Annotated in this window: 8 protein-coding genes; 4 read left to right on the top strand and 4 right to left on the bottom strand. The window is 72.5% G+C overall.

From position 1 onward, the window contains the following. The first annotated feature begins 114 nt into the window (after positions 1-114). Positions 115-1,944, top strand: coding sequence for an RICIN domain-containing protein (locus AQI88_RS36150; RefSeq protein WP_067008027.1), 1,830 nt, complete (start codon positions 115-117; stop codon positions 1,942-1,944). A gap of 30 nt (positions 1,945-1,974) precedes the next feature. Here the strand turns inward: AQI88_RS36150 and AQI88_RS36155 are convergent, their stop codons facing one another. From AQI88_RS36155 to AQI88_RS36165, 3 genes are all read right to left on the bottom strand, one after another. Next, positions 1,975-3,210 carry a polysaccharide deacetylase family protein gene (locus AQI88_RS36155; protein WP_208615995.1) on the bottom strand — a complete coding sequence of 412 codons (1,236 nt, stop codon included), beginning with the start codon at positions 3,208-3,210 and terminating at the stop codon, positions 1,975-1,977. A gap of 190 nt (positions 3,211-3,400) precedes the next feature. Continuing rightward, on the bottom strand, positions 3,401-4,090 hold the full coding sequence (locus AQI88_RS36160; RefSeq protein ID WP_067008029.1) for a DUF4232 domain-containing protein: 690 nt from the start codon (positions 4,088-4,090) through the stop codon (positions 3,401-3,403). Positions 4,091-4,245: 155 nt separating this feature from the next. Beyond that, positions 4,246-5,637, bottom strand: coding sequence for a serine/threonine-protein kinase (locus AQI88_RS36165; protein ID WP_067008031.1), 1,392 nt, complete (start codon positions 5,635-5,637; stop codon positions 4,246-4,248). Between the two features lie 47 nt (positions 5,638-5,684). Between AQI88_RS36165 and AQI88_RS36170 the strand changes: the two genes are divergently transcribed. Next, positions 5,685-6,233, top strand: a complete 549-nt coding sequence (locus tag AQI88_RS36170) for an RNA polymerase sigma factor (protein WP_067008034.1) — start codon at positions 5,685-5,687, stop codon at positions 6,231-6,233. 24 nt (positions 6,234-6,257) lie between these two features. On the opposite strand, the gene AQI88_RS36175 is transcribed toward AQI88_RS36170, so the two are convergent. Beyond that, on the bottom strand, positions 6,258-8,639 hold the full coding sequence (locus AQI88_RS36175) for a SpoIIE family protein phosphatase (RefSeq protein WP_067008037.1): 2,382 nt from the start codon (positions 8,637-8,639) through the stop codon (positions 6,258-6,260). A 265-nt stretch (positions 8,640-8,904) separates the two neighbouring features. Here AQI88_RS36175 and AQI88_RS36180 point away from each other — a divergent pair, with 265 nt between their 5' ends. Together AQI88_RS36180 and AQI88_RS36185 are read left to right on the top strand one after the other, a co-directional pair. Then, positions 8,905-12,003 carry a glycoside hydrolase family 2 TIM barrel-domain containing protein gene (locus AQI88_RS36180; RefSeq protein WP_067008040.1) on the top strand — a complete coding sequence of 1,033 codons (3,099 nt, stop codon included), beginning with the start codon at positions 8,905-8,907 and terminating at the stop codon, positions 12,001-12,003. A gap of 220 nt (positions 12,004-12,223) precedes the next feature. After that, a complete protein-coding gene (locus tag AQI88_RS36185; RefSeq protein ID WP_398697588.1) occupies positions 12,224-13,984 on the top strand; it encodes a glycoside hydrolase family 9 protein in 1,761 nt (586 codons plus the stop codon). Positions 13,985-13,986 lie beyond the last annotated feature (2 nt).

A 13,986-nucleotide genomic window follows, 5' to 3' on the forward strand; every position in this document is an offset into this window, starting at 1 on the left:
GTACGTCCTCACGCTTCAAAAGAGCTGCCCAGACGGACGGCCGAGATGCCGAATACCGTACCCAAACTCATTGGTATGGACTAATTCCCGTGTCGCGTCTGGAGGAATGCAGCTGTGAATGACGCAGCCCCGTCGGACGAGCAGCTGAGTGCCGAACTGAAGAAGTGGACGGGAACGACACCCGCGCTCCATCCGGTCGGCGAACTCCTGGACCGGCACTGGGGAGCGGCGTTCGCCTACGCCCGGCTGTGCACCGACGGGCCGCGTGCCGCCGGCATGCTCACCACCGCCGCCTTCACCCGGCTGTTCGGCGAGTCCCTCAGACAGGCGGGCCCGTCCGCCGCGTGGCGGCCGCACCTGCTGGTCACCGTCCGCCGGATCGCGGCGGAGTGGGACGGCGACGGCCGCCAGGAGCTGCTCCACCCCGCCCTGCGGCCGGACGCCGCCACCGGGGAGCGCGCGGCGGCCCGGCTGCTCCCGCCGTCCGGCCGGCGGCTGCTGTCCCGGGCGTTCCAGCGGCTGCCCCAGTCCTCCCGCGCCGTGCTGTGGCACGCCGAGGTCGAGGCCGAACCCCTCGCCGTCCCCGCCGCGCTGCTGGGCCTGGACGAGGAGGACACCCGGATCGAACTGCGCCGCGCCCGGGAACGGCTGCGCGAGGAGTGCCTCCAGGCCCACCGCGAACTCGCCCCCGAGGCCGAGTGCCAACGCTATCTCCGCATGCTGGACGTGACCTTCCGGCGCGGGGGCGTCGACATCGACCCGGACCTCCAGCAGCACCTGGCCGGTTGCCGGCACTGCCGGCAGACCGCCGACCAGCTGGCGCAGTTCAACGCGGGACTCGGCCTCGCGCTCGCCGAGGCGGTCCTCGGCTGGGGTGCCCGCGCCTACCTGGAGTCCCGGGCGGCCCGTACCGAAGAGGCCACCGCCCCGGAACCGGCACCGGTGCCGCCGCCCGCAGCACCCTCGGGCGGCGAGGCCTTCACCGCCCCGGCACCCGCGCCGGCCACGACCGCCCCCCAGGCCCCCGCTGCCCCCACCACGCCCGGCTCCTCCCGCCGTTCCGCGCACCGGGCTGCCCGCCGGGCCCGCCGCCGCACCCTCGCCCTGGCCGTCGTGACCGTCACCGGCCTGGTCGTCCTCCCGCTGATCCTGTGGTCGGTGCTCGACTCGGGCGACGACCCGGCCCCGGCCCCCAGCGGCACGGCCTCCCGGGTGCCGGGCAAGGACTCCGCGACGCCGGGCCCGTCCTGGGCCGGGGCGAGCGGGACCGCCCAGGGCACGCTCCACGGCCGCCTGCACAATCTCGCCTCGGGTCTGTGCGTGGGCGTCGTCGGCGAGAAGGCCGTCAAGGGCGCGGAGACCGAACTCACCAGCTGCTCCTCGGCGGCGAGCCAGCAGTGGACGTACGAGACCGACGGACTGCTGCGCAACTCCTCCGCCCCGGACCTGTGCCTGGACTCCCACCTCGGTTTCTCGGTCCGGCTGGCCCCCTGCTCGGCCACCGGGAAGGCCGCCAAGGACATCCGCTACGACTTCACCCTCCAGGGCGCCCTCGTCCCCCGCTCGGACCAGGACCTGGCACTGACCCCCGCCGCGACCGACGGCTCCGGCGCCCTCGTCCTCAAGAACCGCACCGCGACCCCCGCCCAGCGCTGGACCGTCGACACCGCCAAGCCCGACCTCCAGATGGAGGTCGTCAACTGGGACACCGGCACCGGTACCGCCCCGTCGCATGCGCCGTCCCCACCGGCGAAGGCCGCCCCCAAGGCCTCCAGGACCCCGTCGCCGACCCCCACCCCGACGGCCCCCGAGGCGGGCCCCGCGCCGACCGGTTCCGCCACCCCCGACTTCTGCACGGCCTACCCGTATTACTGCAACTGGGGCGGCGGCGGATACGGCGGCGGTGGCTACGGCGGTGGCGGTTACGGCGGCCGCCACCGTTGAGCGGCGGCCGGTCCCACGACGGCGCACGGACTACGCGGACGGGGTGCCCGCCGCGCCCAGGAACTCGTCCCATCCGCCCACCGGGGCCTGACCCGGCGTCAGCGTGCGCAGCTTGCGCAGCACCGCCGGGTCCTGCGCCTCCAGCCAGGCCACGAGCTGCTTGAAGGACACGAACCGCACGTCGTCGTGTTCCGCCATGCGGCCGATCGCCTCCTCGACGGCGTCCATGTAGATGCCCCCGTTCCAGCGTTCGAAGTGGTTACCGATGAAGAACGGGGCCCGGTTGCTCTCGTACGCGCGCCGGAAGCCGGCCAGATAGGTGTCCCGGGCCTGCGCGCGCCAGGCGTCGAACTGGGTGCGGTCGCCCAGGGGGTTGCCGCCGGACTGGTTGAACATCATGTTGTAGTCCATCGACAGCACCTGGAAGGAATGGCCCGAGAACGGTATCGACTGCAGCGGGAAGTCCCAGATCCGGCCGCCCTGCACCTTGCCCGGCCAGATCTGCAGCCCGCCGGGGGAGCTGGCGTCGTACTTCCAGCCGAGCGCGGCCGCGGTGGGCAGCAGGTTCGACTGGCCCTCCAGGCAGGGGGTGCGGCCGCCGATCAGCTCCTTGCGGTAGTCGAACGGCAGGGGTTCGAGGTCGGTGAAGCCGGTGTTCGTCTTCCACTTCGTGACGAAGTCGATCGCCTGGTCGATCTCGCTGCGCCACTCGGCCGACGACCAGTTCCGCACGCCGTTCGCTCCGCAGAAGTGCCCGTTGAAGTGGGTGCCTATCTCGTGCCCCTCCAGCCAGGCGGCCCGCACCTGCTGGATCGTGGCGTGGATGTGCCGGTCGGCGAGGTAGCCGATGTCGGACGCGCCGACCGCGTGCTGCGGCGGCCGGTAGAGGTTCTTCTTGGCCTCCGGCAGCGTGTAGATACCGCTGAGGAAGAAGGTCATCTTGGCGCCGTGGTCGGTGGCGACCTTGCGGAACCGGGAGAACAGCTGGTTGCTCAGCTCGCCCGCGCCGTCCCAGGAGAACACCACGAACTGCGGGGGCTTCTGGCCGGGCTTCAGCCGGACCGGCTTCGGCTGGTGCGGCTGGGCGCCGGTGTCGGCGGTGGAGCCGTCGCCGATGGGCTTGCCCGCCCGGGCCTGCTCGGTGCCCTTGCCGTCCGTCTTCCCGTCGACGGACAGGCCGGTGCCGGAGGAGCACGCGGAAAGGGCTCCCAGGGCGCCCGCCGCCGCCCCCGCCGTCAGCACACGCCTGCGTGAGATGCCGCTCATCGTCTTCCCCGATTTCGTCGTCAGGGCTCCGTGCGGAGCCTCGTTGCTGTGGGTCGACGGGTTCGATGAGGGGAGGGTGCGGAAAGATCGCGGCGGCCGGGACGTGTTGCCGTCCTGTGACACTTGTGGCGCGCTCATGACGAACCCCGCTGTCCGGGCGTGGACAGCGGGGTTCGTCGGGGGGCTTCGGTCAGGCGCCGGTGCCGGGGCTGAACATGGTCAGGAAGACGGAGGAGGAGTTCCCGGACACGGGGACCGGTCCGGCCGTCCACATCACCTTCAGGGGGTCCCGCTCGTCCGGCGGGGTGATCAGCAGCGCGGTCGGTGTGCCCGTGTGGGCGCCGCTGACCTCCGGGTTGGAGAAGGTAAGGCCCGCCCAGGCGCTCTGCCCGGGCTTCAGCGTGACCGTCGCAGGCGAGCCCGACTCACGTCGGGGGTCCGGGCCGAGCTGGCTGCCGGAGGCGTTCACGAATGCCGCGCCCGGAAAGCCGCGCAGGGTGCAGGTCCGGGCGGACTCGTTGGTGAGCACGACGGGGAAGTTCTCCTGGCCGGCGCCTGGGTTGTCACGGCCGACGGAGGCCCGCAGCTCGGAGGTGTGGCACCGGCTGCCGCTGCTGCCGGGCTTGGTGCCGGTGCCGGTGGCGGAGGAGGTGGCCGCCTCCGGAGCGGAGGACGACTTTCCGTCACCCGGCGTGGAGGCGGCGGACGTGGCGGAGGAAGCCGAGCCCTCGGAGGTCTCGGTCGCCGGACCGGCCGTGCCCGACACCTTCTGCGGTGTGGAGTGGACGTCGTGGCTGCCGCAGGCAGTCAGGAGGCCCGCTATGGCGACCGCGCCCGCGAGCAGGGCCGCGCGCTGCGATGACCGGGATGAGTACGCCATGTCGCTCAACACTCCTGGATCCTCATGGCACGCGGCGGACGCGCGCCTACGACGCCGGGTGCGCCGTCACCAGACTTCGATGTACGGGCCACCGGAAAAGTTCGGGACTCTCGGGGTTCTTTTCCCCGTTTTGGCCGCTTGCCGACGCGGTCCTCTCACGTGACCCGGAGCGAGCGGAGTATGTCCGGGGTCGCGGTGTCGCCGTCGCGCTCGCGCACCTGCACGTACACCTGCGGCGTCGTCGAGCCGTCCGCGCGGCGCAGCGCCGACTCCGTGACCGAGCCGCCGTCCGGGCAGCCGGTCCAGGTCCGGATGCTGCCCTGCCAGCCGGCGCCGGTGAAGGTCCGACTGCCGGCTTCGTGGCAGTCGGCATGGGTGAGGGAGTCCACCCGGGCGGTGACGTCGCCGTGCTCGCTGACGCCGACGAACACGCCGTCGACCGTGGCCTTCAGGTCGGACCACTTCGCCAGGTCGTCGGCGACCACCAGGCCCGCCTCGTGCCCGGCCGGCAGCCCGAGCGCGCGCGGGTCCCAGCCGGAGTCGCGCACTTCGCGGGCCCAGCCGGCGGGCACCTCGACGGTGACCCGGCCGGTGGAGTCCTTCACCTTCGTCGTGTCGTCGCCGCCGGGCCGGTGGAGCACCAGCGTCACGGTCACGGCGGCCGCCGCGGCGGCGAGCAGCGCGGCCAGGGACAGCGTCACGACGTTGAGCCGGCCCCGCACGGCGTCGAGCCGCTTGTCCGGGTGGGCGCCGCCGAAGTCCGCCGCCAGCCGGTCCAGCTCGGCCGCGAACGCCTGCGCAGCGGGCCAGCGCCGCTCCCGGTCCGGCTCCAGGGCGCGCAGCAGCGCCCGCTCGACGTTCTCGCCGAGGTCCGGCCGCAGCCGCCGGGGCGGTACGACCTTTCCCGGCGGCCCCGGCACGGTCCCGGTCACCAACTCGTAGCCGACCGCGCCCAGGCTGTAGACGTCGGCGCGCGCGTCGATGCCCTCCCCGGGCTCGGCCTGCTCCGGCGGCTGGTAGCCCGCCGAGCCCGCGGCCAGGGTGAGCACCGAGGCCTGCGCGAGGCTCTTGGCCAGTCCCAGGTCGGCCAGCAGGACCCGCCGTGCGCCGTCCGGGGCGGTGTGCAGCAGCACGTTGGTCGGTTTGATGTCGCGGTGCACGATGCCCGCCTCGTGCAGCGCGGCGGCGCTCCGCGCGGCCTGCGCCGTCAGCCTGAGCGCCTGGGGCACCGGCAGCGGACCGTCCGCCAGCAGGTCGGCGAGGGTTCCGCCGTCGGCGTACTCCATCACGAAGTACGGCCTGCCGTCCGGCAGTTCGCCGATGTCGTAGACCTGCACCACCCGGCTGGAGCCGGCCCGGCGCAGCAGCCGTGCCTCGGACAGGAAGCGCTCCCGGATGTCGAGCCGGTGCGCCCAGTTCTCGGCGAGGACCTTCACGGCCACAGGGGCCCGCAGCTCGTCGTCGTGGGCGAGCCACACCGTGGCGAAGGCGCCGGTGCCCAGACGCCGTTCGAGGCGGTAGCGGCCGATCCGCTCCAGGGAGTGCATACGACTATCATGCCTGGCCTGAGATCGACTTCGAGGGGGACCCTGACGTGCAGGACGTGCCGACGGCAGAAGACCTCGCCCGGCGCGCCGCGGCGGGCGACCGAGCGGCCCTGGACCGGCTGCTGACCGAGCTGCGGCCCGAGGTGGTGCGCCGCTGCGGGCGCTTCCTGCCCTGCCGGGAGGACGCCGAGGAGGCCGCCCAGGACGTGCTGCTCCAGGTGGCCCGGCACATCTCCGCCTTCGAGGGCCGCAGCCGCTTCAGCACCTGGCTGTACACCGTCGTCGCCAACTGCTGCCGGCAGAAGTACCGCGAGCTGAAGCGGCGGGCCGCCGAACAGCCCGCGGCCATCGAGCCCGCCGAGCACATCGACCCGCGCACCACCAGTGTCATCGCGGGCTCCCGGATCGATCTGCTGGAGGCCCTGGACCGGCTGGAGCGCGAGCACCCGCACCTGGTCGCACCCCTGGTGTACCGGGACATCTGCCAGCTGGAGTACGCCGAGGTCGCCGAGCGCGTCGGCATCCCGCTCGGCACCCTCAAGTCCCGCCTGCACGAGGCCCGCAAACAGGTGCGGCCCTGGCTGCGCGGCTACTGATCCCCCTGCTGCTGATCCCTCCTGCTACCGATCTTCCTCCAGCAGCCCCAGCTCCGCCCAGATCGTCTTGCCCTCCGCGGTGTGCCGGCTGCCCCAGCGCTGGGTGAGCTGGGCGACCAGCAGCAGCCCGCGGCCGCCCTCGTCGAAGATCTTGGCGCGCCTGAGGTGCGGGGCGGTGTGGCTGGTGTCGGACACCTCGACGATCAGGGTGGCCGCGGCATGGATCAGCCGCAGCCGTATCGGGTGGGAGCCGTACCGGATCGCGTTGGTGACCAGCTCGCTCACCACCAGCTCCGTCGTGAACGCGATCTCGCTCAGCGACCAGCGCTCCAGCTGCTCCCCGACCTGCTTGCGGATCGCCGCGACCAGCGCCGGGTCGGCGGGGATGTCCCAGGTCGCCACCTGGGAGGCGGGCAGCCCCCGGGTCCGGGCCAGCAGCAGCGCCACATCGTCGGCGGCCCCGCCCTGCGGCAGCAGCGCGTGCAGGACGCGGTCGCAGGTCTCGTCCAGGGCGTCCGTGTAGGCCCCGAGCGCCTGGAACAGCAGCGCCCGGGCGGAGTCCCCGGCCCGCTCCCGGGACACCATCAGACCGTCCGTGTACAGGGCGAGGACCGTGCCCTCGGGCAGCTCCACGTCGGCCGACTCGAAGGGCAGCCCGCCCAGGCCCAGCGGGGGACCGGCGGGCAGGTCCAGCTGGTGCGGCTCGCCGCCCGGCTCCAGCACCACGGGCGGCGGATGCCCGGCCCGGGCCAGGGCGCAGCGCCGTGACACCGGGTCGTAGACGGCGTACAGACAGGTGGCGCCGACCTCGCCGGTGCCGCCGTCGCCGCCGGACTCCTCCGACAGCCGGATCACCAGGTCGTCGAGGTGGGTGAGCAGTTCGTCCGGAGCCAGGTCGATGTCGGCGAGGGTGCGGACGGCGGTGCGCAGCCGGCCCATGGTGGCCGAGGCCTGGACGCCGTGCCCGACGACGTCCCCGACGACCATCGCGACCCGCATCCCGGACAGCGGGATCACGTCGAACCAGTCGCCGCCGACCCCCGCCCGGGCGGCCGGCAGATAGCGGGAGGAGGCCTCCAGGGCGGCCGTGCGCGGGAGCGTACGGGGCAGCAGGCTGCGCTGCAGGGCGAGGGCGGTCTCGCGCTCGCGGGAGTAGCGGCGGGCGTTGTCGATGCAGACGGCGGCGCGGGTGGTGATCTCCTCGGCCAGCAGCATGTCGTCGTCGGTGAACGGGTCCGGACGCCGGTGCCGGGTGAGGACCGCGACCCCGAGGGTCAGGCCGCGCGCCTGGATCGGCACCGACATCGAGGAATGGATGCCGAACTCCCGCACCCGCTCGCCGCGCACGGTGCTCCAGGTCAGCCACTGGGCCATGTCGCCCCCGGCCACGGTGGCCCGGATGGTGCGGCCTGCGGTCAGCGAGTCGGCCTGCGGGGAGAAGTCCGGGTACACCTCGATCTGCCCGGGCTTGGCCACCGCCTCCGGAATGCCCCTGAGGACGGACTGGTGGGCGACCCGGCGCAGGTTCACCGGGGCCGTGATCCGGGCCGGGGGCTCGTCGCCGTACTCCTCCGGGTCCAGCAGGTCGATGGTGACGAAGTCGGCCAGCGCGGGCACGCACACGTCCGCCAGCTCCTGCGCCGTCCGGGTGACGTCGAGGGTGGAGCCGATGCGCACGCTCGCCTCGTTCAGCAGCTGTAGCCGCTGCCGGGCCCGCTGGATGTCGGTGACGTCGTGCGCGGCCAGACACACGCCCCGTACCCGCCCCCCGGCATCGGTGACCGGCGCCAGCCGGGCCAGCCAGGCGTGCGCGCGGCTCTCGCCGCCGGTGCGCAGATAGGTCTGGACATCCAGCGGCTGCCCGGTGGTGAGCACCCGGAGCAGGCTCTGCTCCAGCTCCTCGGCTTGCGGCTCGCTGCTGATCTCCGTGAGTCTGAGGCCTCGCACCCGGTCCTCGGGCAGGCCCGCGATCTCGGCCATGGCCGTGTTCATCCGGCGCAGCCGCAGCTCGTCGTCGTACACGGCGACGGCGCACGGTGACTGGATGAGGCCCGCGACTGCCAGCGGATCGTCCGCCGCGGGAGGCTCCCCGCCGGTCAGCGGGCTCACCACCAGCCAGCCGTCGCCGTGGCCGCCCGGCGCCGGCCGGCGGTGGGCGAGCAGCCACACCGCGACCGTACGGCCGTCCCGGTGGCGCAGGGCGACCGTCCCCTCCCAGCGCGCGCCGACGGGCACGGCAGGGGTGCCGTCCCCGGCCAGCAGCCGGGCCGCTGGGCGGCCCAGGACGGCGTCGGCCGGGTGGCCGAGCAGGCGCCGCGCGCCCTCGTTCCACTCCACCAGCGTTCCGTCGTCGTCGATGACAGCCCGGGCCGTCGCCGCATCGTCGAACGGATAGACCCGGCTCATCGTCGCCGCTCCCAAGCGCACACTCACAGTGAACAGGTGGCACCACTTCCGTTCCAGCGTAGTGCGTCGCGCACGTCCGTGAACCGCAACCCCCGGCGACCGGGTCGGTCGGCCGAACACGGTCAAGGAGGAAAACCGGCCGATGTGACACGCGGGGCAGGTGTGCGCCTCCGCGCCCTTGACGATCGTGTGTGGCGGACCGTCAGAATCTGTTTGTTCACGATCAGTTGTGAGTAGTTCTGGGCCCTGATGAGGGAGAGCCGCCTTGACAGTCACGCGCAGATCGGTTCTGGTCGCAGCCACGGCAGCGCCTGCGGCCGGAGCATTCCTGGACGGCACCGCCGGCGCCGCGGCAGCGGCCGCCGGACCGTCCGCCGCCGCGGGGGGACGCCATACCCTCCCGCTGCGGGACGGCTGGCGCTTCGCGCTGGTCAACCCGGGCGGCGTCACCGACCCGACCGGCGCCTACGCCGAGGCCGCAGCGCCGGGGTACGACGACTCCGCCTGGCGCGAGATCGCCGTCCCGCACGACTGGAGCATCGAGCAGACCCCCACCACGGAGCACGGCACCGACAGCGGCACCGGCTTCTTCCCGGGCGGCCTCGGCTGGTACCGGCTCACCTTCACCCTGCCGCCCGCCTACGCCGGCCGGCGGATCTCGGTGGAGTTCGACGGCGTCTACATGGACTCGTACGTCTACTGCAACGGCACCGAGGCCGGCCGCCACCCCTACGGCTACACCGGCTTCGCCTTCGACCTCACCGGCCTGGTGCACACCGACGGCAGCACTCCGAACGTCCTCGCGGTCAGGGTCCAGAACCAGCTGCCCAGCAGCCGCTGGTACTCGGGCAGCGGCATCTACCGCGAGGCCCGCCTGGTGATCACCGAACCCGTGCACGTGGCCCGCTGGGGCACCTACGTCACCACGCCGGACGTCACCGCCGAGCGGGCCGTGGTGCGGGTGCGGACCACCGTGGTGAACGAGTCCGGCACCGGCACGGACGTCCAGGTCCTGTCCCGGATCACCGGCCCCGACGGCCGCACGGTCGCCCGCACGTCCACCACGGTCGCAGTGTCCGACCAGGCCACCGAGACCCACGAACTGACCGTCCCCGAGCCCAGCCTGTGGGACTTCGACACCCCCGGCCACCGCTACACCCTGCAGACCGAACTGCGTACCGGCGGCCGCACCGTCGACACCCACCGCACCCCCTTCGGTATCCGCACCTATCGCTTCGACCCGGACGAGGGCTTCTCCCTCAACGGCACCCCCACCAAGATCAAGGGCGTCGACCTGCACCACGACCAGGGCGCCCTCGGCGCGGCGATCAGTATCGACGCGGTGCGCCGGCAGATGACGATCATGAAGTCGATGGGCGTCAACGCCTTCCGCACCTCGCACAACCCGCCCTCGCCGCAGATGATCCAGGTCTGCGAGGAGCTGGGCATCGTGATGATGGTGGAGGCGTTCGACTGCTGGCGGACCGGGAAGACCAGGTACGACTACGGCCGGTTCTTCGACGAGTGGTGCGAGAAGGACGCCACGGAGATGGTGCTGGCCGCCCGCAACTCGCCTGCCGTCGTCCTGTGGTCCATCGGCAACGAGATCCCCGACTCCACCTCGACCGCCGGGCTCGCCATGGCCGACCGGATCATCGGCGCGATCAAGGCCGCCGACGACACCCGCCCGGTGGTCATCGGCTCGAACAAGTACCACGGCGTGCCCGCGACCGGCTCCGCGGCCGACCGCATGCTCGCCAAGCTCGACGGCCTGGGCCTGAACTACAACACGGCCAAGTCGGTCGACGCCCTGCACGCCAAGTACCCCCACCTCTTCCTCTTCGAGTCGGAGTCCTCCTCGGAGACCTCGACCCGGGGCGCGTACCAGGAGCCGGAACACCTCAACACGGGCGAGAACCACACGCCCGGCAGGCGGGAGGTCTCCTCCTACGACAACAACCTCGCCTCCTGGACGATGAGCGGCGAGTACGGGCACAAGAAGGACCGGGACCGGAAGTGGTTCGCGGGGCAGTTCCTGTGGTCGGGCATCGACTACATCGGCGAGCCGACCCCGTACGACGTCTTCCCGGTGAAGGCGTCCTTCTTCGGCGCGGTCGACACGGCCGGGTTCCCGAAGGACATGTACCACCTGTTCAAGAGCCAGTGGACCACCGAGCCGATGGTTCATCTGCTGCCGATGAGCTGGAACCACGAGGAGGGCGAGACGGTCGAGGTCTGGGCCTACGCCAACGTGCCGTCCGTCGAGCTGTTCCTCGACGGACAGTCCCTGGGGGTGCGGGAGTTCGACGTCAAGAAGACCACCGACGGCCGCGGCTACCTGGAGACCACCGAGGCCACCGGCGACGACAAGACCTTCACCGACGGCCCCCACCCGGGCAGTTACACCAGCCCCAACGGCAGCGCGGGCAAGCTGCACCTGACGTGGAAGGTGCCGTACCGGCCCGGTGAGCTGAAGGCGGTGGCCCGGCGGGACGGCAAGACGGTTGCCACCGACGTCCTGCGCACCGCCGGCGACCCGCACGCCGTACGGCTCACCGCCGACCGGGAGTCCCTCGCCGCCGACGGCCGTTCGCTGCTCTTCGTGACCGCCGAGATCGTGGACGCGCGCGGTGTGGTCGTACCCGGCGCCGAGCACCTCATCGCCTTCGACGTGACCGGCGGTTCCCTGGCCGGAGTCGACAACGGCCGCGAGGAGAGCGCCGAGCGCTACCAGGCCAGTACCCGAACCGCTTTCCACGGCAAGGCGCTCGCGATCGTCCGGTCCGGCGGCGAACCAGGCGAACTGAAGGTCACGGCACGGGTGGACGGCCTGCGCAAGGACACGGTGAGCGTGCGCACCGCACCGGCCCGCTCGGCCGCCACCACCGGCGCGCCCGGTTTCCGGCCCGACCATCCGACCGCCCCCGACTATCCCTCGGCGGACGCGAGTTACTCCGGTCGCGAGGACACCCTGCCGGCCGCGATGCTGGACGGCGACCCGGCCACCGGCTGGTCGAACGCCTTCGCCAAGTCGGCCACGGGTCTGCTGCCCGCCTTCAACGGCGCCCGGCCGAAGGACTGGGTGTCGGTCGCCTTCGGGCGCACCCGCACTGTCGACCGGGTGGCCGTCTCGTTCACGGTCGACGGCACACACGCCCTGCCCGCCCAGGCCGAGGTGGCGGTGTGGGACGGGAACGCGTACGCGCCGGTGACGGGCGCGAAGACGGACTGGGCCACCGCCTCGGACAGCCCGACGGTGATCACCTTCGACGCGGTGCGCGGCTCGCGGGTGCGTCTCACGCTCACCAGCGCGTATCCGGGTGAGGCCAGGGGCGCGGTGCGCATCAGCAGGCTGGACGTCTGAGGGCTGCCGAGGGTCCGGACGGGGAAGCTGTGTGCGGGCATCCCCGTCCGGACCATTGACGGAGTGTCATGCCTAGAACAAGCATGGTGGGCGTCCGCATCTGGGAGCGCTCCCACCGCAGGGGGCGCCACCCGCACCTCCCCCGAGGAGCCCAGACGTGAAACGACGCAGCACTGTCCTCCTGTCCGTCACCGCCCTGCTGGCGCTGACCTTCACCGCGCTGCCGGCCGGCCCGGCCGGGGCCGAGCAGAGCACCGTGCGGGACGTGTACCAGCCCGACACCGGGCCCCGGGTCCGGGTCAACCAGGTGGCCTACCTGCCCGCCGGTCCGAAGAACGCCACCCTCGTCACCGGCGCCACCACCCGGCTGCCCTGGCAGCTGAAGGACGCCGACGGGAGGACGGTCGCCCACGGCTGGACCGTACCGCGCGGCGCCGACGTCTCCTCCGGGCAGAACGTCCACTCGATCGACTTCGGCGCCTTCCGCGGCCGCGGCACGGACTTCACGCTGGCCGCCGACGGGGAGACCAGCCGCCCGTTCGACATCGGGACCGGTGCTTACGAGCAACTGCGTCTCGACTCGCTGAAGTACTACTACACGCAGCGCAGCGGCATCGCGATCCGCGACGACCTCCGCCCGGGCTACGGCAGGCTCGCCGGCCACCTGAACGCGGCCCCGAACCAGGGCGACGCGAACGTGCCCTGCCAACCGGGCCTGTGCGACTACACGCTGGACGTCACCGGCGGCTGGTACGACGCCGGTGACCACGGCAAGTACGTCGTCAACGGCGGCATCTCCACCTGGGAACTGCTGAGCACCTACGAGCGGTCCCTGCTGGCCCGAACCGGGCAGCCCTGGCGGCTCCGCGACGGGAGCCTGGCCCTCCCCGAGAGCGGCAACAAGGTGCCCGACATCCTCGACGAGGCCCGCTGGGAGCTGGAGTTCCTGATGAAGATGCAGGTGCCGGAGGGGCAGCCGCTCGCCGGTATGGCGCACAGCAAGGTGCACGACGCCCAGTGGACCGGGCTGCCGCTGCTGCCGAGCGACGACCCGCAGAAACGGGAGCTGCACGCCCCGACCACCCAGGCCACCCTCAACCTGGCGGCGACAGCCGCGCAGGCGGCCCGTCTGTACCGGCCCTACGACCCGGCGTTCGCGGCGAAAGCGCTCACGGCCGCCCGCACGGCATGGCAGGCCGCACTCGCCCACCCGGAGACGTACCCCGACCCGAACGACGGCACCGGCGGGGGCGCCTACCCCGACGACAACGCCTCCGACGAGTTCTACTGGGCGGCGGCGGAGCTGTATCTCACCACGGGGGAGCGGCAGTTCGCGGACTTCGTGCTCGCGTCGCCCGTCCACACCGCGGACATCTTCGGCCCCCTCGGCTTCGACTGGGGCCGCACGGCGGCGGCCGGCCGCCTCGACCTCGCCACCGTGCCCAGCGCTCTGCCGGGCCGGGACAAGGTCCGCCGGTCGGTGATCAAGGCGGCCGACACCTACCTGGCGACGGCCGCGTCCCAGCCGTACGGCATGCCGTACGCACCCGACGGCAACCTCTACGACTGGGGCTCCAACGCCCAGGTCCTCAACAACGCGCACGTCATCGCCACCGCCTACGACCTCACCGGCGCGGCGAAATACCACGACGGCGCGCTGGAGAGCATGGACTACCTCCTCGGCCGCAACGCGCTGAACATCTCGTACGTGACCGGTTACGGCGAGGTCAACTCCCACCGGCAGCACAGCCGTTGGTACGCCCGCGAACTCGACCCGAACCTCCCGGACCCGCCCAGGGGCACGCTCGCCGGAGGGCCGAACTCCGGCATCCAGGACCCCTACGCGCAGAGCCGACTCCAGGGCTGCACGGGCCAGTTCTGCTACATCGACGACATCCAGTCCTGGTCCACCAACGAAACGGCCGTCAACTGGAACGCGGCGCTGGCCTGGATGGCCTCGTTCGTGGCGGACCAGGGCTAGCT

It is taken from the genome of Streptomyces cellostaticus, from assembly GCF_001513965.1.
GTDB lineage: Bacteria > Actinomycetota > Actinomycetes > Streptomycetales > Streptomycetaceae > Streptomyces > Streptomyces cellostaticus.

Coding starts and splice junctions, on each gene's coding strand:
- AQI88_RS36155 (WP_208615995.1), bottom strand. CDS start 3,210: ATGAGCGGCATCTCACGCAGGCGTGTGCTGACGGCGGGGGCGGCGGCG.
- AQI88_RS36160 (WP_067008029.1), bottom strand. CDS start 4,090: ATGGCGTACTCATCCCGGTCATCGCAGCGCGCGGCCCTGCTCGCGGGC.
- AQI88_RS36165 (WP_067008031.1), bottom strand. CDS start 5,637: ATGCACTCCCTGGAGCGGATCGGCCGCTACCGCCTCGAACGGCGTCTG.
- AQI88_RS36175 (WP_067008037.1), bottom strand. CDS start 8,639: ATGAGCCGGGTCTATCCGTTCGACGATGCGGCGACGGCCCGGGCTGTC.